Annotated in this window: 18 protein-coding genes and 1 pseudogene; 11 read left to right on the top strand and 8 right to left on the bottom strand. The window is 71.1% G+C overall.

Features of this window, described 5'->3' with window-relative positions:
- The first annotated feature begins 39 nt into the window (after positions 1 to 39).
- Both ACQP2F_RS08460 and ACQP2F_RS08455 read left to right on the top strand, forming a co-directional pair.
- Positions 40 to 282, top strand: a complete 243-nt coding sequence (locus tag ACQP2F_RS08460) for an acyl carrier protein (protein ID WP_433302234.1) — start codon at positions 40 to 42, stop codon at positions 280 to 282.
- Between the two features lies 1 nt (position 283).
- Positions 284 to 1510: a beta-ketoacyl-[acyl-carrier-protein] synthase family protein gene (locus ACQP2F_RS08455; RefSeq protein ID WP_433302232.1), complete on the top strand. Its 1227-nt coding sequence runs from the start codon at positions 284 to 286 to the stop codon at positions 1508 to 1510.
- A 9-nt stretch (positions 1511 to 1519) separates the two neighbouring features.
- Here the strand turns inward: ACQP2F_RS08455 and ACQP2F_RS08450 are convergent, their stop codons facing one another.
- Both ACQP2F_RS08450 and ACQP2F_RS08445 read right to left on the bottom strand, forming a co-directional pair.
- A complete protein-coding gene (locus ACQP2F_RS08450; RefSeq protein ID WP_433302230.1) occupies positions 1520 to 3229 on the bottom strand; it encodes a glycoside hydrolase family 3 protein in 1710 nt (569 codons plus the stop codon).
- Positions 3230 to 3278: 49 nt separating this feature from the next.
- Positions 3279 to 3770, bottom strand: a complete 492-nt coding sequence (locus ACQP2F_RS08445) for a DUF3145 domain-containing protein (RefSeq protein WP_433302228.1) — start codon at positions 3768 to 3770, stop codon at positions 3279 to 3281.
- A 233-nt stretch (positions 3771 to 4003) separates the two neighbouring features.
- On the opposite strand from ACQP2F_RS08445, the gene ACQP2F_RS08440 reads away from it, so the two are divergent.
- Positions 4004 to 4330, top strand: coding sequence for a hypothetical protein (locus tag ACQP2F_RS08440; protein WP_433302226.1), 327 nt, complete (start codon positions 4004 to 4006; stop codon positions 4328 to 4330).
- Between the two features lie 830 nt (positions 4331 to 5160).
- Here the strand turns inward: ACQP2F_RS08440 and ACQP2F_RS08435 are convergent.
- Positions 5161 to 5781: a carbonic anhydrase gene (locus tag ACQP2F_RS08435; protein WP_433302225.1), complete on the bottom strand. Its 621-nt coding sequence runs from the start codon at positions 5779 to 5781 to the stop codon at positions 5161 to 5163.
- Between the two features lie 194 nt (positions 5782 to 5975).
- Here ACQP2F_RS08435 and ACQP2F_RS08430 point away from each other — a divergent pair, with 194 nt between their 5' ends.
- On the top strand, positions 5976 to 6950 hold the full coding sequence (locus ACQP2F_RS08430) for an alpha/beta fold hydrolase (protein ID WP_433302224.1): 975 nt from the start codon (positions 5976 to 5978) through the stop codon (positions 6948 to 6950).
- Here ACQP2F_RS08430 and ACQP2F_RS08425 read toward each other — a convergent pair.
- The 3 genes and pseudogenes from ACQP2F_RS08425 to ACQP2F_RS08415 form a co-directional block, all read right to left on the bottom strand.
- A pseudogene (locus tag ACQP2F_RS08425) lies at positions 6947 to 7836 on the bottom strand (IS5 family transposase). The gene ACQP2F_RS08430 and the pseudogene ACQP2F_RS08425 sit on opposite strands and share 4 nt — an antisense overlap.
- Before the next feature lie 54 nt (positions 7837 to 7890).
- A complete protein-coding gene (locus tag ACQP2F_RS08420) occupies positions 7891 to 8337 on the bottom strand; it encodes an SRPBCC domain-containing protein (protein ID WP_433302222.1) in 447 nt (148 codons plus the stop codon).
- A complete protein-coding gene (locus ACQP2F_RS08415; protein ID WP_433302220.1) occupies positions 8330 to 8656 on the bottom strand; it encodes an ArsR/SmtB family transcription factor in 327 nt (108 codons plus the stop codon). The genes ACQP2F_RS08420 and ACQP2F_RS08415 overlap by 8 nt, the downstream gene beginning before the upstream one ends.
- A 97-nt stretch (positions 8657 to 8753) precedes the next feature.
- Between ACQP2F_RS08415 and ACQP2F_RS08410 the strand changes: the two genes are divergently transcribed.
- Positions 8754 to 10895, top strand: a complete 2142-nt coding sequence (locus ACQP2F_RS08410; protein WP_433302218.1) for a HelD family protein — start codon at positions 8754 to 8756, stop codon at positions 10893 to 10895.
- On the opposite strand, the gene ACQP2F_RS08405 is transcribed toward ACQP2F_RS08410, so the two are convergent.
- A complete protein-coding gene (locus ACQP2F_RS08405) occupies positions 10876 to 11796 on the bottom strand; it encodes an SMP-30/gluconolactonase/LRE family protein (protein ID WP_433302216.1) in 921 nt (306 codons plus the stop codon). The genes ACQP2F_RS08410 and ACQP2F_RS08405 overlap by 20 nt on opposite strands.
- A gap of 136 nt (positions 11797 to 11932) precedes the next feature.
- On the opposite strand from ACQP2F_RS08405, the gene ACQP2F_RS08400 reads away from it, so the two are divergent.
- The 4 genes from ACQP2F_RS08400 (at position 11933) to surE (ending at position 15091) form a co-directional block, all read left to right on the top strand.
- Entirely contained in the window at positions 11933 to 12847 is a 915-nt protein-coding gene (locus ACQP2F_RS08400; RefSeq protein WP_433302214.1) for a cation diffusion facilitator family transporter, read from the top strand.
- 110 nt (positions 12848 to 12957) lie between these two features.
- The gene (locus ACQP2F_RS08395; protein ID WP_433302212.1) at positions 12958 to 13269 is read left to right on the top strand and encodes a hypothetical protein; all 312 of its coding nucleotides are present in this window, start codon (positions 12958 to 12960) and stop codon (positions 13267 to 13269) included.
- Between the two features lie 53 nt (positions 13270 to 13322).
- The gene (locus ACQP2F_RS08390) at positions 13323 to 14255 is read left to right on the top strand and encodes a 1-phosphofructokinase family hexose kinase (RefSeq protein WP_433302210.1); all 933 of its coding nucleotides are present in this window, start codon (positions 13323 to 13325) and stop codon (positions 14253 to 14255) included.
- Complete coding sequence (surE, locus tag ACQP2F_RS08385; RefSeq protein ID WP_433302209.1) at positions 14252 to 15091, top strand: 5'/3'-nucleotidase SurE; 840 nt, start codon at positions 14252 to 14254, stop codon at positions 15089 to 15091. The genes ACQP2F_RS08390 and surE overlap by 4 nt, the downstream gene beginning before the upstream one ends.
- Positions 15092 to 15207: 116 nt before the next feature.
- On the opposite strand, the gene ACQP2F_RS08380 is transcribed toward surE, so the two are convergent.
- Positions 15208 to 15570 carry an STAS domain-containing protein gene (locus ACQP2F_RS08380; RefSeq protein ID WP_433302207.1) on the bottom strand — a complete coding sequence of 121 codons (363 nt, stop codon included), beginning with the start codon at positions 15568 to 15570 and terminating at the stop codon, positions 15208 to 15210.
- Between the two features lie 318 nt (positions 15571 to 15888).
- On the opposite strand from ACQP2F_RS08380, the gene ACQP2F_RS08375 reads away from it, so the two are divergent.
- Positions 15889 to 16407, top strand: coding sequence for a hypothetical protein (locus tag ACQP2F_RS08375; protein ID WP_433302205.1), 519 nt, complete (start codon positions 15889 to 15891; stop codon positions 16405 to 16407).
- A 72-nt stretch (positions 16408 to 16479) separates the two neighbouring features.
- On the top strand, positions 16480 to 17049 hold the full coding sequence (locus ACQP2F_RS08370) for a YdeI/OmpD-associated family protein (RefSeq protein WP_433302203.1): 570 nt from the start codon (positions 16480 to 16482) through the stop codon (positions 17047 to 17049).
- Positions 17050 to 17070: the final 21 nt, after the last annotated feature.

Genomic DNA, 17070 nt, shown 5'->3' with positions numbered 1-17070 from the left:
CACCCTCACCACCACCAGTTGAGAGGAATACACGAGAAAATGGCAACTCGCGAAGAAATCACTTCCGGCCTCGCCGAGATCCTGGAGGAGGTCGCCGGGGTGAACCCGGACGACGTCGCCGAGGACAAGTCCTTCACCGACGACCTGGACGTCGACTCGCTGTCCATGGTCGAGGTCGTGGTGGCCGCCGAGGAGAAGTTCGGCGTCAAGATCCCCGACAACGAGGTGCAGAACCTCAAGACCGTCGGCGACGCCGTCTCCTACATCGAGGCGAATCACTGACATGAGCAACGTAGACGTCGTCGTCACCGGGCTCGGCGCGACCACCCCGTTGGGCGGGGACGTCGCGTCCACCTGGGACGCCATGCTCGCGGGCCGCTCCGGGGTGAGGGCACTCACCCAGGAGTGGGCCGCACAGATGCCCGCCAAGATCGGCGCCGAGCTGGCCGTGGAGCCGAGCGAGGTGCTCGAGCGGGTCCGCCTGCGCCGCCTCGACCGCTCGGAGGCGATCGCGCTGATCGCCGCCAAGCAGGCCTGGGCCGACTCCGGCCTGGAGGACTCCGGGCTCGACCCGGAACGCCTGGGTGTCAGCTTCGGCAGCGGCATCGGCGGGGCCATGACCCTGCTCAACCAGGACGACATCCTCGAGGAGTCGGGCCCGCGCCGGGTCAGCCCGCACACCGTGCCGATGCTGATGCCGAACGGACCGGCGGCCTGGATCGGCATCGACTTCCAGGCCCGGGCCGGCGTGCACGCCATGGCCAGCGCCTGCGCCACCGGCGCCGAGGCCCTCGCCCTGGGCCTCGACATCATCCGTTCCGGCCGGGCCGACGTGGTCATCGCCGGCGGCACCGAGGCGGTCATCCACCCGCTCCCGTACGCCGGGTTCACCGCCATGCGCGCCATGTCCACGCGCAACGACGAGCCCGAGAAGGCCTCCCGCCCCTGGGACAAGAACCGCGACGGCTTCGTCTTCGGCGAGGGCTCCGGCGCGGTCATCCTGGAGCGCGCCGACCACGCCGCCGCGCGTGGCGCCCGGGTCTACGCCCGGCTCGCCGGCGCCGGCATCACGTCGGACGGCTTCGACATCGTGCAGCCCGACCCCGAGTGCAAGGGCGGCATCCGCGCGATGGCCAAGGCGATCCAGGACGCCGGCCTGACCGGCGCCGACATCGCGCACGTCAACGCGCACGCCACCTCGACGCCGGCCGGCGACATGGGCGAGATCGTCGGCATCAAGGCCGCGGTCGGCCGCCACCCGGTGATCACCTCGACCAAGTCGATGTCCGGTCACCTGCTCGGCGCGGCCGGCGCGCTCGAGTCGATCGCGACCATTCTCGCCATCCGGGACAGCGTGGTTCCCCCCACGATCAACCTGGACGACCCGGACGATCGCCTCGACCTCGACGTGGCGGCGCACAAGTCCCGCGCGCTCGACATCCCGGCGGCCATGAACAACTCGTTCGGCTTCGGCGGTCACAACGTGGCGCTGGTCTTCACCCGCCCCTGAGGTCCCGACTCAGCAAGCGCTGCGGGGCAGACCTGCGACGGCGACCGGCGATCGGCCGGTCGCCTTCGCTTTTCCGGCGATGACCGCGGCCAGGGTGGTAAGCGACAGCCTGCTCGACGAGTACGTGGCGATGAGCGTCGGCGACTTGGCCGAGGCGAGCAGGTAGGGCGTGTCCATCATGACCGTGATGGCCGCGGACTGGTCGAGATCGAGGGCGCTGTCGCCGTACCCGACCAGGTGTATGACCTTGCCCCCCGCGGCCTGGACCGGCACGCCCAGCGCTTGCAACGCCTTGACCAGGTTGATCCGCGCCGCCTCGCGGCCGTCGGCCGCAGTGACCGTGACCGGGCCGGTGAGCAGGGGGCCGCCGCAGGCACCCTTGAGGACCGTGATCGACGCGGCATCGAGCGCGGCGACCGCCTGCTCGTGGGCCGCGCCGCTCCCTCCCTCGGCGGGCCGACCCGACTTCTTCGCCTTCAGCGTGAGGATGCGGGTCACGGCCTCGACCAGGCGCTCCCGCTTGAGCGAGCCGTCCTTGAGCCCGGCCAGGATGCCGTCCCGGGCCTTGGTGATGTCCGGCGGCATGAGCAGCATGTCGTTGCCGGCGTTGAGCGCGCGCACGGCGGCCTCGCCCGGCGGCCACTGCATGGCGGGCGGCATGTTCATGGCATCGGTGATCGCCACCCCGCCGAACTTCAGCGCGCCGCGCAGCTCATCCGTCATGATCTTGTGCGAGAACGTGGCCGGTACGCCCTTGTCCAGCGCCTGAACGTCGAGGTGACCGGACATCACCACGTCGGCGCCGGCCGTCACGCCGGACCGGAACGGCGGGAGATCCTGCGCCGTCCAGGCGTCCCGGCTCTGCTTCACCACCGGCAGCGTCGCGTGGCTGTCCCTGTCGGTGTGGCCGTGGCCCGGGAAGTGCTTGAGGCCTGCGGCGACGCCGGCCGACCGCAGCCCGCGCACGACGGCGGCGACCTGGTCGGCGTTGGCCTTGGGGTCGGCGCCGAACGACCGGGAGCCGATCACCGTGTTGGCCGGCGGCCCGAGGGTGTCGGCGACCGGGGCGAAGTCCACGGTGATGCCCATGGCCGCCAGCTCCTCGCCGGCCGCGTGCCAGGCCGCCTCGGTCAGGGCCGGCTTGCCCGCGGCGCCGGCGCCCATCGCGGACGGCAGCATGGTCACGCCCTGGGTGACGCGGGTGACCACGCCGTACTCCTGGTCGGTGCCGATCATCAGGGGTGGCAGCTCGGCCTCGCGGGCCGCCGTCTGGAGGCCGTCGGTGAGCTTGCGGACCTGCTGCGGGTTCTCCACGTTGGTCGCCGGGTTGGTGGAGCCGGTCGGGTCCTGCGCGGTGAAGCTGACCAGGATGAGGCCGCCGAGGTGGAACTTGGCCACCATCTGGGCCGGAGTGTCGACGCCGGCCAGGCCCCGGTTGCCGGCCGCCGACGTCTTGTCCACCGTGGTCGCGTCACTGCCGTAGGCGTACGGCATCAGGACCTGCCCGGCCAGATCGGCGTCGCTCATCGCGGCCGCGCGGGCCGCCGGATCCGCCTCCGCCGCCGCCCCCGTCTCCGCCCCCGCCTTCGCCGACGCCGGCTCGCTGGAGGTTGTGGCCGGCGCCGGCGTCCTGTGCGCTTCGTCCTTGCCGCACGCGGCCGCGGCCAGCAGTGTCGTGGCGACCACGGCGAGCGGCAGGCACCTCTTCACGCACGCCATCTCAGCAGCCCGCCCGACCGTCCGCAAATTTTGCCGTTTTTATCGGCCTTTACCCTACTCTCGTCAGCAGCGTCACCGGCGCGCCGTCGCCCGCGTACCGGTACGGCTCGAGCTCGGCGTCCCAGGCCGTGCCGAGCGCCTTGTCGAGGGCATGCGAAAGGGCCTCCGGCGCTCGCGCGGAGGCCATCAGCGCGCGCAGCCGGTCCTCGCCGAGCTGGATGTCCCCCGACGCGCCCATGATCCCGTGGAAGAGCCCGCGGCCCGGCACGTGCATGAAACGTTCGCCGTCCACGCCCGGGCTGGGTTCCTCGGTAACCTCGAAACGGATCATGGGCCACTGCCGGAGGGCAGCAGCCAGCTCGGCGCCGGTCCCGGCCCGTCCGGTCCAGCTGCATTCGGCCCGTCGCGCGCCGGGATCAACCGGCTGGGCGGTCCATTGCAGGTTGACCGGCGCGGTCAGGACGCGCGCGATCGCCCACTCGACGTGTTGGCACACGGCAAGCGGGGTCGAGTGGACGTATACGACGCCACACGTTGGCACGGTGACCTCCCGGAGACCGAGGTGCGTCTTCCCCTACGACCTCGACCGCGGTTGATCGTGTCCCATGATGCCGGTTGGTACGGATGGTGCGCCAGAGAATCGGCAACATCGACATCTTCGCAGCCGTCGTGGCCCACTCATCTCAACGGCCGGACCTGCTCCGACGGCACGGTCCGCCCGGGATCGTGTAGAGTTGCAACGGCCTTTTTTCTGTTTCCTCAAGGAGTACCGCCGTGGCTAGCAGCACCTCCAAGACCGCCCGCGCATCAGTTCGCGCCGGCCAGGGCACCTCGGGCGCTCTGAGCGTGCTCGGTGAGTACAAGTACCTCATCCCGCTCGCCAGCGGCCGCTTCGCCTACGTGCGCAACCTGACCAACGGCAAGACCGTGCACCTCAAGACCGACTCGGACGCCTTCATCGAGGAGATCCGCTCCCTCTCGGCCGCCGGCCACGGTGCCAAGATCCGCGCCGAGCTCGAGACGCTCAACACCGCCCACCCGCAGGACGGCTGGGACGCCACCGAGAAGCGCCTGGTCGACGCCGGCGTGTTCGAGGGCTGACACACCGTTCGAAAAGGCGCCCCGGCCTGGCCGGAGGCGCCTTTTTGCGCTCTCTGATCATCAGCCCATCGAGATCATCAAGGCATGATCGGGGACAGAACCGGATGATGTACGCATAATTCCGCGCGTTGAGATTGCGGATTGCCTCATCCGCCGCCGTTTGGTTCGTCTGCCGCCCTTCGGCTCGTCCGCCGCCTTGGCTCGTCCGCCACCCTTCGGCTCGTCCCCCGCCCTTCGGCTCGTCCCCCGCCCTTCGGCTCGTCCCCCGCCCTTCGGCTCGTCCCCCGCCCTCTACTGGGTGGGCTCGAACATACGGCTCGGGTACGACAGTTTTTGCCCGGCGATCCACATGCCTTCGCGCGAGCCCACCGCTGGCTCCGACCTCCCAGCACCGAACACAACGCCACGCTCCCGGGAGTCTCTCGAGCACGACCGGCGGCGCAGTCTCAACAGCCGCGCCACTACCAGCCAGCCGTGCACTAACAGCCAGCCGCGCTCGTACCAGCCAGTCGCGGAACACCAGCCCAGCAGCGGGCATCCCAGGCTGAGTCCACCCTGGCTCGCCCCATCGCCGCGGGCCGGTCAGCGCGCCACATCCGCCGGCAAGCCAACGCCACCCCAGCCAACGCCGCCCAGCCAACACCGCCCAGCCAACCCCACCCCACCCGAGCACTGGGTGGGGCCGACCATACGGCCCACCTACGACACTTCCGGCCGGTTATCCACAACCCAAAAACGCCGCAGCCTCAACCGCCACAGCGATGAAGAGCCACAGCGACCCGCAACCCGCAACCTCATCAAGATCCGGGCACCGCCGATCCCCCACCGACCTACGGCAGCAGGTCCACCCATCCCGTATCGAGGTCGTAAACGGCACCCACGACATCGACCCGGCCGGCCGCCACCGCGTCCGCCACGCCCTCGATCTCGCGCATCACCGCCACCGTCCGCGCGACGTGCGCCCGCATGGCCAGCTCCGCCACGTCGGGCGAGTCGAGCCCCACGGCGGTGACCGCGGGAGCGATCTCGTCCACCAGGTACCCGATGTCGCCCGGCGGGCGCTCGCCCGAGCTCAGCGAGTCGACGGTCGCCTGCACGGCTCCGCACCGCTTGTGGCCCAGCACCATGATCAGCGGGACTCCGAGCTTGGCCACGGCGAAGCCGACCGACCCCAGCACGGCCCGGTCGACCACGTGCGCGCCGGAGCGGACCACACAGATCGACCCGAACGTCTGGTCGAAGATGGCCTCCAGCGGCACCCGCGAGTCGATGCACCCGATGACCACGGCGTGCGGCTGCTGTCCGCCCGACGCCGCGGCCGCGGCCGACACGCGGTGCCCGTGCTCGGGGCGCGCGCTGACGAAGCGTTTGTTGCCGGCGACCAGCTCAGCCAGAGCGTCGGCGGCGGTGGTGATCGGTGGGGACGGCGGGGCCAAGGGGTCGGTGGTCATGAGGGAAATTCTCGCCGAGTTCGGGCAAGTGGACAGGGAGTGCGAGGCAAGTCACGGAATGACGGGGAGATGAGCCGTACGGCAGCTAGGGCGAAAGGCAATAAATCACCCAGGACCCGTGGCACTTGCGCGAGATGCGGGTGATGATTACTACCCGTGGGTACAACGGGGCCGTGCGACTTGCGGAGGTGCCCATGTCAGAACGCTCGGTGTTGCGGCTCGCGGATGACGTCGCGCTCAGTGTCGAGACCTGGGGTCCCGCCGACGCGAAGGTCACCGTGGTGCTGCTGCACGGCTGGTGCCTGAACCGGCGCACCTGGCATCACCAGATCGCGGCGCTGCAGAAGATGGGCGAGGCGGCTCCTCGGATCATCGCGTTCGACGCTCGCGGCCACGGCCGCTCGGGATCGACCCGGCTGGGCTCGGCGACCCTCGGCCAGCTGGGCGACGATCTCTCCGAGATATTGCGGCGGTACGCGCCGGAAGGCCCCGTGGTGCTGGCGGGCCACTCGATGGGCGGCATGACGATCATGGAGTACGCCCACGGCCACCCCGAGGAGTTCGCCCAGCGCGTCGCCGGCCTGTTGTTCGTCTCGACCACCGCCGAGGGCACCGCGCACACCCGCTACGGCCTGCCGGCCCGGCTCGCGACCCTGATGCGGGCGGGCGAGACGCTCGGGGCCGGGCTGCTGGCCCGCTCCGGCGCCTGGCGGCCGCACCGCGCCTTCCTCCCCGCGCTGCGGCCGGCCCTGCGCTGGCTGCTGTTCGGCGACGACTACGAGGACGCCGCCCTGCAGATGACGATGAAGAGCGTGGGCCGCACGACGCTGCGCTCGATCGGCGGCTTCCGCACCTCGATCGGCGAGCAGCAGCGGCTCGACACGCTGGCCCGGCTGGGCGACGTACCGGCCGCCGTGCTGGTCGGCGACCGCGACCGGCTGACGCCGCCGCCGTGCGCCGAGTGCATCGCCGAGGCCCTGCCCGGCACCGAGCTCACCGTCTTCCCCGGCGCCGGCCACATGCTGATCCTCGAGCGTCACGCCGAGGTCTCCGCCATCCTCACCACCATCGTGGAGCGGGCCGGCGCGAGCACCTCGGGCGAGCGCCGCCGGCGTACCAGGCGGGCCCGCAAGGCCGCCACTGCGAGCCCGAGCGGCAAGGCCGCCTAGGTTCTGTCTCTTAGATCAAGTCTGTCGGGTACGGCTCGGAGCCAGTCGAGCATTTCGACGAGGTCGAGGGTGGCTTGAAAGTGGGCGCCGAGCTTGTCGTAACGGGTGGCCAGTCCGCGCCAGTGTTTGCGCCGGTTGAAGCCGCGTTCGACCTGGTTGCGCCGCGTGTAGGCGTGCGGGTCGAACGCGGGTGGCCGGCCGCCGTTGCGGCCCTTGCGCAGCCGGTTGGCGACCTGGTCACGCGGCTGCGGGATCGTGGTGGCGATGTGTTTGTCCCGCAAGGCCTTGCGGTTGGCCCGTGACGAGTACGCCCGGTCGCCGGTTAACGAGTTCGGACGCACACGCGGGCGCCCAGGTCCGGGTGTGGCCACCCGAACCTGGTTGAGCAGCGGGATCAGCTGCTGGGTGTCGGCGGCTTGCCCGGGCGTGATCAGCGATGCCAGCGACCGGCCCCGGCCGTCGGCCAGGGTGTGGATTTTCGTGGTCAGCCCGCCGCGGGAGCGTCCGATGCCTTCGCGTGCCTGCGTCGCGGCGACGTCGAGCCCCTTTTTGCGGCCCCGGCAGCATGCTGATGGGTGCGCACGATCGTGGCGTCGACCTGGGCGTCCCAGTCGATGTCGTCGTCGAGTTCGGCAAGCGTGACGACCTGGGCTTTCAACCGCGCCCAGGTGCCATCGGCCGCCCACCGGCGGAAACGTTGGTACGGCGTCTTCCACGGCCCGTACCGTTCGGGCAAATCCCGCCAGGGTGAACCGGTGCGCTTGACCCAGCAGATCGCGTTGATCACCTGCCGGTGATCACGCCACCGCCGGCCCTGAACCGGCTGCGCCGGCAGCAACGGCGCCAGCACAGCCCATTCCTGGTTCGTCAAATCACCACGCGCCACACCCGATCCAACGATCGACGCCCATGATCGCCACGATGATCTAAGAGACAGAACCTAGAGGGACTTGGCCAGCGCGTCCATCAGGTCCTCGGTGCCCTGCTTGCGCTGCGCCGAGTTGTCCAGCCCGTCCAGGTAGACGCCCTGCTCGGTCAGCACGAAGTCGGTTCCCCCGCCGGCTCCCGCCCGCAGCTCGACGGTGGCGACCGAGACCGAGATGCGGCGCCCGTTCATGGTCATCTCGTACGTGTAGACGATCCGCTCGTCCGGAACCACGTCGGTGTAGGTAGCGACGTACCCGTACCGGTTGTCGGCGAAGACCGACTCCATCGTCTCCCGGCCGCCCTCGCGGAAGTCGAACTCCTTGTGCTGGGTCGACGACGGATCGCCGAACCATTTGGCCTTGGCCCCCGGGTCGGCGAAGGCCCGGAAGACCCGCGCCGGCTCGGCGTCGAAATGCCGGTCGATACGGAAGGTGTCGTGCAGCGCGGAACGTTCAGTCATCACTCTCTCCGTTCAGGAAGTCCTCGAGACGATCGAGACTGCTCACCCATCCGGACCGCCGGTCGGCGATCCACTGCTCGGCGGCCTGCAACGCGGCCGGCTGGAGGCGGCAGGTGCGGACCCGGCCGACCTTCTCCGAGCGGACCAGGCCGCTCTCCTCCAGCACGCGCAGGTGCTGCAGCACCGCGGGCAGCGTCATGGTCAGCGGCCCGGCCAGCTCCTTGACCGTGGCCGGACCGCGGCTGAGCCGGTCGACCATGGTCCGCCGGCTGCCGTCGGCCAGGGCCGCGTACATCAGGTCGAGCGAATGGTTAAGCACTTGCTTAAGTATCCGCTTCGGCACCCGGCTGTCAAGAACCCGGCCGGTAGGAGTAAGTTCGATTGCCCCCTTTTTCAACCAGGGAGAAGCACCAGCCTTGAGCGACCCCACCGTCCTCCAGCAAGAGATCGCGGTCGAACAGCAGCATGTGGACCGGGTCTACGCCCGCCTCGCCGAGCTTCGCCGCGACGCCTCGCGCGCCGAGAAGGAGGGCTACCGCCTGGCCGGCGTCGGCACGTTCGGCGCCCTGGTCGAGCGGGACGCGATGGTCTACCACGCGGCCCGGCGACGCCATGCCCTCGACACCGAGTACGAGGGCCTGGTCTTCGGCCGCCTCGACCTGAAGACCGGCGCGACCCACTACGTCGGCCGGATGGGCATCCGCGACGAAAGCTCGCAGCCGCTGGTCGTCGACTGGCGCGCGCCGGCGGCCGCGGCGTTCTACCGGGCCACCGCGGCCGAGCCGCTCGGCGTGATCCGCCGCCGCATGATCCAGTCGAGCCGGGAGAAGGTCACCGGCATCGAGGACGACCTGCTCGACCCGGAGGCGGCGCCGCCCGGCATGCGGGTGGTCGGCGACGGCGCGCTGCTGGCCAGCCTGTCCAAGGCGACCGGGCGGGGCATGCGCGACATCGTCGCCACCATCCAGCGCGAGCAGGACGAGGCGATCCGCTCCCCGGCATCGGGCGTGACGATCGTGACCGGCGGGCCGGGCACCGGCAAGACCGCGGTGGCGCTGCACCGGGCGGCGTACCTGCTGTACTCCGACCGCAGCCGGTTCGCGGGCGGCGGCATCCTGGTCGTCGGCCCGTCCGGCGTCTTCGTGGAGTACATCGCGACCGTGCTGCCCTCGCTCGGCGAGGACACGGCCACCCTGCGCTCGCTCGGCTCGCTGGTGCCGGGCTACGACGCGACCCGGGTCGACAGCGGGCCGGTCGCGGCGATCAAGGGCTCGCTGCGCATGCGGCGGGTGCTCGAGCGGGCCTCGCACGACGCGGTGCCGGGCGGCCCGGCCGAGCTGCGCCTGCTCTACCGGGGCACGCTGCTGCGGCTGGACGCGCGCGAGCTGGACGAGATCCGGCGCAAGGCGCTGCCCCGGGGCGCGCGCCGCAACGAGGTCCGCGGGCACGGCTTCGACCGGCTCTTCGACGCGCTCTGGGCGCAGGCGCGTCAGCTCAAGATCACGGGCCTGCCGGAGAAGGCGGACTTCGAGGCCGAGCTGGCCGACCGCGGGGACTTCCGCGACTTCCTCAAGGCGTGGTGGCCCCGCTTCACCCCACTGCGGGTGCTGCGCTGGCTGGCCGATCCGGGCCGGCTGCGGAAGTACGCCAACGGCCTGCTCTCCCGGGAGGAGATCGCGACCCTGCAGGGCTCGTTCGACGCGCTGGCCGAGCAGGGTCCGACGATCGCCGACGTGGCGCTGCTCGACGAGCTCGACGAGCTGATGGGCCGGCCCCGGCAGGCGCAGAAGAAGACCAAGAACCCCTTCCACGTACGGGACGGGATCCAGGAGGTCAGCACCTACGCCGACCGGCAGGCGGCGGCCCGGGCCCAGCAGGTGCAGCGCGACGAGGACTACCGCGACTTCGCCCACGTTGTCGTGGACGAGTCGCAGGACGTCTCGCCGATGCAGTGGCGCATGATCGGCCGCCGCGGGCAGTACGCGTCCTGGACGATCGTGGGCGACCCGGCGCAGACCGCCTGGGCCGGCGACCCGGCCGAGCTGGACCGGTCCCGCGACCGGGCGCTCGGCTCGCGCCGGCGCAACAGCTACGCGCTGACCACCAACTACCGGAACTCCTCGGAGATCTTCGCGGTGGCGGCCCGGGTGATCCGCACGCTGCTGCCGGACCTGCCGCTGCCGCGGGCCGTGCGCAGCACCGGCGTCGACCCGGTCGATGTGGTCACCGACCGGGCCGGGCTGCCGGGCCTGGTGCGCGAGCTGGCCGAGAAGCAGCTCACCGAGGTGGACGGGACGATCGGCGTGATCACGCCGGTGCCGCGCCGGGACGAGATGGCCGGGTGGGTGGCCGGGCTGCCGGAGCGGGTCCAGGTGGTCACGGCGCTGGAGGCCAAGGGCATGGAGTACGACGCGGTCGTGCTCGTGGAGCCGGCGGCCCTCACCCGGGACGCGGCCGGCATCCGCACGCTCTACGTCGCCCTGTCCCGGGCCACCCAGCGCCTGACCACGGTCGGGACGACCGCCGACTGGGTGCCGGCTACGGAATCCGCACGCTGACCGCGTCGTACGGCGTGGTCGGCGTCGCCGGTGTGGTGAAGCGCGCGTTGGGCAGGTAGAACCGCTTGCCGTACTCGGCGATGGTGGTCGGCACGTCGAACGATCCGTCGGTGGTCCGCGAGATCACCGAGCCGGCGGTGGCGTCCTTGTTCAGCAGGATCTCGGTGATCGTGTTGAGCCGGTTCTGCACGACGTAGAGCGTGCGCCCGCGCAGCCAGAGGCCGTCGCCGTTGACCACGTTGTCGCCGCGCAGGTCGATCTCGGTCGTCTGCCCGTCGTAGCGGACGTGGAACAGCTTGCCGGTGTTCGACTGGACGACGATCAGCGCGCGGCCGTCCGGGGTCGGCGCGATGCCGTTGGCGTTGTTGCCGGCCGCGTACTTGATCGCCCCGGTCAGCGGCACCCGCACGGCCGCGGCCGGCAGCTTGCCCTTCCGGTCCAGCGGCAGCTTGAACAGCACGGGGTTGGCCGAGTCGGTGAACCAGGCGGCGCCGCCGGTCAGTGCCACGTCGTTGATGAACGACGGGACGGTCTGCAACGCGTACGTGCGCAGGACCTTGCCGTTGTGGGTGTCGATCACACGAGCGTCGCCCCCGGAGCCGCCGGCCACGAAGAGGCGTTCCCGCTTGTCGAGCTTGAGGCCGAGCGAGGGAGTGCCCGGACCCTGGTTGATCACCCGGGTCTCGCCGGTGACCAGGCCGACCCGGATGATGTCGCCGTCGGCGCGGGAGCCGAAGTAGGCGTACGGCCGCTCGCCGATGGCGATGCCCTCGGGCTGGAAGCCGGCCGGGAGGGCGAAGCTGGTGAGCACTCCGGAGTGGGAACGGGCCACCGCGGGGGTCGCGCCGAGCGTGACCGCGAGCAGCGCGGGGATGACAATCGCGAGAGTACGTCTGGACACGGAAATCCTTTCCAGGCGGTGCTGTGAGGTTGTCGTTGATGACATACCCCGGCCGAGCCGCCCCGGTTCGGCTTGCACATATAGCGATGTACGCATACATTGGCCGAGGCGGGTCGCGCCGACGGAGGGTTGACGCATGGGAGCCGGGCACGACCACGGGAAGCAGGCGATGCGCGCCGGCGAGCGACACCGGGCCCGGCTGTGGTGGGCCGGTGGCCTGCTGGCCGCGTTCATGCTGGTCGAGGCCGTCGCCGCGTTCGCCACCGGTTCGCTGGCCCTGCTGTCCGACGCGGGCCACATGTTCACCGACGTGCTCGGCATCGCGATGGCGCTGGCGGCGATCACCGCGGCCGGTCGCGCCGCCACCGACTCGCACCGCACCTTCGGGCTCTACCGCCTCGAGGTGCTCGCGGCGCTGGCCAATGCCGCGCTGCTGACCGCGGTCGCCGTCTTCGTCCTGGTCCAGGCGGTGCGCCGGTTCACCGATCCGCCCGAGGTGCTGGCCGGCGGGATGCTGGCGGTGGCGGTGGGCGGCCTGGCGGTCAACCTGATCGCCTTCGGCCTGCTGCGCGCGGGCGCCAAGGAGAGCATCAACGTCCGCGGCGCCTACCTGGAGGTGGTCGGCGACCTGCTCGGCTCGGTCGGCGTGATCATCGCGGGTGTGATCATCAAGACCACCGGCTGGCAGTACGCGGACCCGATCGTCGCCGTGATCGTGGCGCTCATGATCCTGCCGCGCACGTTCGCACTCGGCCGCGAGGCGGTGCGGATCCTCGTGCAGGCCGCGCCCGACCACCTCGACATCACCGCGGTCCGGGCCCGGCTGGCCGCCGTGCCGGGCGTCTGCGACGTGCACGACCTGCACGTCTGGACGCTGACCTCGGGCATGGACGTCGCCTCGGCCCACCTCAGCCTCGAGCCCGCGGCCGAGCTCGCGACGGTGCTGAGCACGGCCCGCGAGGCGCTGCACGAGGACTTCGACATCGACCACGCCACCCTCCAGGTCGAGCCGGTCGGGGCCGGCGGAGGGTGTGCGCCGGCCGGCTGGTGATCGGGTATGGCGATCATCACAGAAGGCGGGCATCCTGGTCGCACTCCGGCCACCGGTCGCGGGAGGCGTCTCTACGCTAGGTGGCTATGTCATCACGAGGGGACACCGTCATGGCGCAGACCGTCATCCATCAGCCGAGAGTCGCGTGGGACGGCGCCCGGGCGTTCGTCCGGGCCGCCGGCAGCCAGCAGTCCGACCGGTTCGCGGCCAAGGTGCTGAGCCGGCTCGGCAGCGAGGTCTACGGCCAGTTCGCCGACACGCGCCAGCGCCTGCTCACGGCTCTGGTCGAGACCGGCGGCGACCGGTACGCGGGGGACGTCGAGGCGGGCAAGTGGCGAGTGCGGCTCGAGGATCTGCTGCAGACGCGGCCGGACCTCATCGATGCCGTACGAGAGTTGACGAACGAGGCATTCGAGCTCTGAGGTTTTATCGCTTTTGCCGGACCGGGCGTCCATAAAAGTGGACAATGTCGGATATGAGCGACGCTCGGGTCATGGTCTTCGCGCCCGCACCTCAACTCACCGTGACTATCGAACAGCAACACGAGCTGCCCGAGTTGCACGTCCATCCGGGCGGGCAGGGCATCTGGCAGACTCGCATGATCACCTCGCTGGGCGCCGAGGTGATCCTCTGCGCGGCCGTGGGCGGTGAGGTCGGCCGCGTTCTCAAGCCGCTGCTCGACTTCAAGGGCGTGACGCTGCGGACGATCCCGCGGGAGAGCGGCAGCGGCTGGTACGTCCACGACCGGCGGGACGGCCAGCGCCGCTCGCTGGCCGAGATCGCCGGCGCGCCGTTCACCCGGCACGAGCTCGACGAGCTCTACAACCTGGCGCTGGCCGAGGGTCTGCGGGCCGGCATCGCGATCCTCAGCGGCCCGGCCCACCCGTCGGTGATCAAGCCGGCCGTGTACCGGCGCCTCGCCGCCGACCTGCGGGCCAACGGGTGCAAGGTGATCGCCGACCTGTGCGGCGACCATCTCAAGGCGGTACTGGAGGCGGGCCTCAACGTGGTGAAGATCAGCCACGAGGAGCTGATCGCCGACGGCCTCTCCCCCGACGACTCCGAGCGGCACCTCACCGACGCGCTGCTCAAGCTGCGCGACGACGGCGCCGAGGCGGTCCTGGTGTCGCGGGCCGACATGGGCGCGCTGGCCCTGATCAACGACGAGATCTACCGGGTCGGCACGCCCAAGCTGACCCCCACCGACGGCCGCGGCGCCGGCGACTCGATGACGGCCGGCGTGGCCGCGGTGCTCGCCCGCGGCGGCGAGATGAGCGAGGCGGTACGCACCGGGGCGGCCGCCGGCGCGCTGAATGTCACCCGGCACGGCCTCGGCACCGGACATCTGGACGCCGTCCAGGTCCTGACCGAGCGGATCAAGCTCACCCCGATCAAGAAGGCACGATGACACGAATCCTGGTCACCAACGACGACGGCATCGAAGCCCCCGGCTTGCGCTACCTGGCACGGGCGGCCGCACGCGAGGGGCACGACGTGGTGGTGGCCGCGCCGGTCACCGAGTCGAGCGGCAGCAGCGCCGCGATGACCGCGATCGAGGAGCACGGCAAGATCATCCTGCACAAGCGCGAGCTGCCGGGCAACAAGCACATTCCGGCGTACGCGGTGGCGGCCTCCCCGGCGTACATCGTGCTGCTCGCCTTGCGGGAGGCCTTCGGTGAGCCGCCGGAGATGATCCTCTCCGGCATCAACCGGGGCGCGAACGCCGGCTCGGCCGTGGTGCACTCGGGCACCGTGGGCGCGACGCTGACCGGGTCCTACGCGGGACTGCACGGCCTCGCCGTCTCGCTCGACGTGCTGTCACCGCGGGTGGCCTCGACCCGCAGCGGCGGCGCCGCGATGGACGTGATCAGCGAGGTCGACGACGAGAAGCGGCACTGGAGCAGCGCCGCCGAGCTCGCCGTGCGGCTGATTCCGACGCTGCTGCACACCGCCGCCGGCACGGTCTTCAACCTCAACGTGCCCGACCTGCATCTGGACGGAATCCGCGGGCTGCGCCGGGCCGCGCTCGCGCAGTTCGGCCAGGTGCAGATGAGCATCGCCGAGGCGGGCGAGGGCTTCGTGCGTACCGCCGTGCAGGCCGCCGACGACCTGCTGGAGCCGCAGACCGACCTGGCCGCGCTGGCCGAGCATTTCGCCGTGGTCACGCCGCTGCGGGCGCCGGTGGAGGCCTCGGACGTCCGCTTCAACCTCGAGACGGTGGCGGTCCAGTCCCCGGCGATCTAGGGAGGGCCGCTCCGGGCCGCTCGAGGCCGGCCATGGAGGGGCCCCCGCATGCGCCTCGCGCATCGTCGCGGCGGGTGTCGGCGGAAGCGGCCGACGCCTCGAGCGTCGCGGCGCGGTCAGGCGAAGGCGGCCGGCTCCTCGCTCTCGGCGCCGTCGCCGAAGGGGGTCGGGTTGCCGAAGAGGCCGAGCAGCCCGGTCACCCACAGCTGCCGGTGGGCGAAGCGGCTCGGCCGGGTGACGACCAGCTTGACCTCGCTCACGGCGGCGAGCTGGAAGGCGGCGACGAGGGCGCTGATGCCGACCGAGTCGATGAAGGTCACGTTGTGCAAGTTGAGCTCGATGCGGGTGGGGCGCCCCTCGGCGAGCTGGGTCGCCACGGCCTCCCGGATCTCGTAAGCGTTCTCCACGTCGATCTCGCCGCTGGGCGAGACCTCCACCACACCGTCGGCAAGCGTCGACGTCATTATCGACAGCGTCACGCCAATCCCTCCACCCGCCCGGACTCCCCGAGCGTCAGCTCCTCTGTGCGCGGGCCGCGACGCAGCGTAGTGCACCACCCCACTGGGCCTCGCGCCGGGGGCAGAGCAGACTACCCCCGAAAGGTTCGGTGAAACTGACCGAAACGCTAGGCCCCGAACCTGTTAGCCACCTGAGTGACCCGTGTGAACCGCGTCAAGACTACCGGCTGGCGTCCAGTCGTTTCCGAAACGTGATGGCGTCCACAGCGGACGCGTTTGCCGCTTGGCGCATATGGGCAGGTGACCGAGGTACGCCGACCGCGTGAGGAGATTGCGACGATGACCACAACAGCCGAGCGAACCGCCGAACAGGCCTGGGACTACCTGACATCCGCGTGGTCGACGGCGAGCGACAACGCGTCGAAGGCGGCCACGGCCGCGAGCGACAAGGCCTCCAAGGCGGCCTCGCGAGCCGGCGACAAGGCGGCGAAGGCGGCCACGCGCGCGAGCAACAAGGCGTCGAAGGCGGCGTCGCAGACCGGGGGCAAGGCCTCGAAGGCGGCGACCCGGGCCAGCGACAAGGCCGCGAAGGCGGCCGCCAAGGCCGCCGCCCTGGCCGGCGACCGTGGCCAGGACTTCGCCGACGAGGCGTGGCGGCGGGCCACCGCGGCCGCCGACGCACTGGCCGGTCGCCGCCCGGGCCGCCCGTGGGGTCTGATCGCCCTGGCCGGCCTGGCCGGGGTGGCGGTGGGCTGGGCGGCGGCCGCCTACGCGCGGCGCTCGCTGGCCCAGCAGGCGGCCGAGGAGGAGCGCGAGCTCGCCGAGACGGCCGTGATCGTCCAGGGCCGCGAGATCTGACACACCCGAGCAGAAGCACCACCGGCCGCCGGGCGGAGCCCTTTGCCGCCCGGCGGCACCTACGCTGTCGGCGTGGATGCGCTCTTCTTCGACACGGCCGCCGACCTGCGTGAGTGGTTCGAGGCGAATCATGCCGCCGCTCCCGAGTTGTTCGTGGGGTACTGGAAGAAGGGCAGCGGCCGCAGCGGGGTCTCCCACCCCGAGGCGATCGAGCAGGCCCTCTGCTACGGCTGGATCGACAGCGTGGCCCGCCGGATCGACGACCAGCGCTACCAGGTGCGGTTCACCCCGCGGCGGCGCGGCAGCGTCTGGAGCGAAGTCAATGTGGCGAAGATCGCTGAGTTGACCGAGCGCGGCCTCATGCGCCCGTCCGGGCTCCGCGCTTTCGAGGAGCGCAAGATCGACCAGGCGCCCGCGTACGCCCACGAACAGGACGGGCAGTTCGACGACCAGCAAAGCGCGCGTTTCCGGGCAGACCCGCAGGCATGGGACTGGTTCTCGGCCCAATCCGCGTCCTACCGCCGGGCGGCGACACACTGGGTGATCAGTGCGAAGCGGAGCGATACCCGGGAACGGCGGTTGGCCCAGCTCATCGCGGACTCGGCGGCCGGGCGAAGGGTGCCATCGCTGGCCCCCCGCTGACCGACGGGCATCTGTAGAGTT

The organism is Actinoplanes sp. CA-030573 (assembly GCF_050951115.1).
In the GTDB taxonomy this organism is placed as follows: Bacteria; Actinomycetota; Actinomycetes; order Mycobacteriales; family Micromonosporaceae; genus Actinoplanes.
The sequence above is the reverse complement of the archived record's forward strand: the minus strand, read 5'-3'. Positions and strand labels throughout refer to the sequence as shown.

Bases quoted from the DNA above. Each gene is read 5' to 3' on its own strand.
- ACQP2F_RS08450 (WP_433302230.1), bottom strand. From the start codon at position 3,229: ATGGCGTGCGTGAAGAGGTGCCTGCCGCTCGCCGTGGTCGCCACGACA.
- ACQP2F_RS08400 (WP_433302214.1), top strand. From the start codon at position 11,933: ATGGGAGCCGGGCACGACCACGGGAAGCAGGCGATGCGCGCCGGCGAG.
- ACQP2F_RS08375 (WP_433302205.1), top strand. From the start codon at position 15,889: ATGACCACAACAGCCGAGCGAACCGCCGAACAGGCCTGGGACTACCTG.
- ACQP2F_RS08430 (WP_433302224.1), top strand. From the start codon at position 5,976: ATGTCAGAACGCTCGGTGTTGCGGCTCGCGGATGACGTCGCGCTCAGT.
- ACQP2F_RS08435 (WP_433302225.1), bottom strand. From the start codon at position 5,781: ATGACCACCGACCCCTTGGCCCCGCCGTCCCCACCGATCACCACCGCC.
- surE (WP_433302209.1), top strand. From the start codon at position 14,252: ATGACACGAATCCTGGTCACCAACGACGACGGCATCGAAGCCCCCGGC.
- ACQP2F_RS08420 (WP_433302222.1), bottom strand. From the start codon at position 8,337: ATGACTGAACGTTCCGCGCTGCACGACACCTTCCGTATCGACCGGCAT.
- ACQP2F_RS08395 (WP_433302212.1), top strand. From the start codon at position 12,958: ATGGCGCAGACCGTCATCCATCAGCCGAGAGTCGCGTGGGACGGCGCC.
- ACQP2F_RS08390 (WP_433302210.1), top strand. From the start codon at position 13,323: ATGAGCGACGCTCGGGTCATGGTCTTCGCGCCCGCACCTCAACTCACC.
- ACQP2F_RS08460 (WP_433302234.1), top strand. From the start codon at position 40: ATGGCAACTCGCGAAGAAATCACTTCCGGCCTCGCCGAGATCCTGGAG.
- ACQP2F_RS08455 (WP_433302232.1), top strand. From the start codon at position 284: ATGAGCAACGTAGACGTCGTCGTCACCGGGCTCGGCGCGACCACCCCG.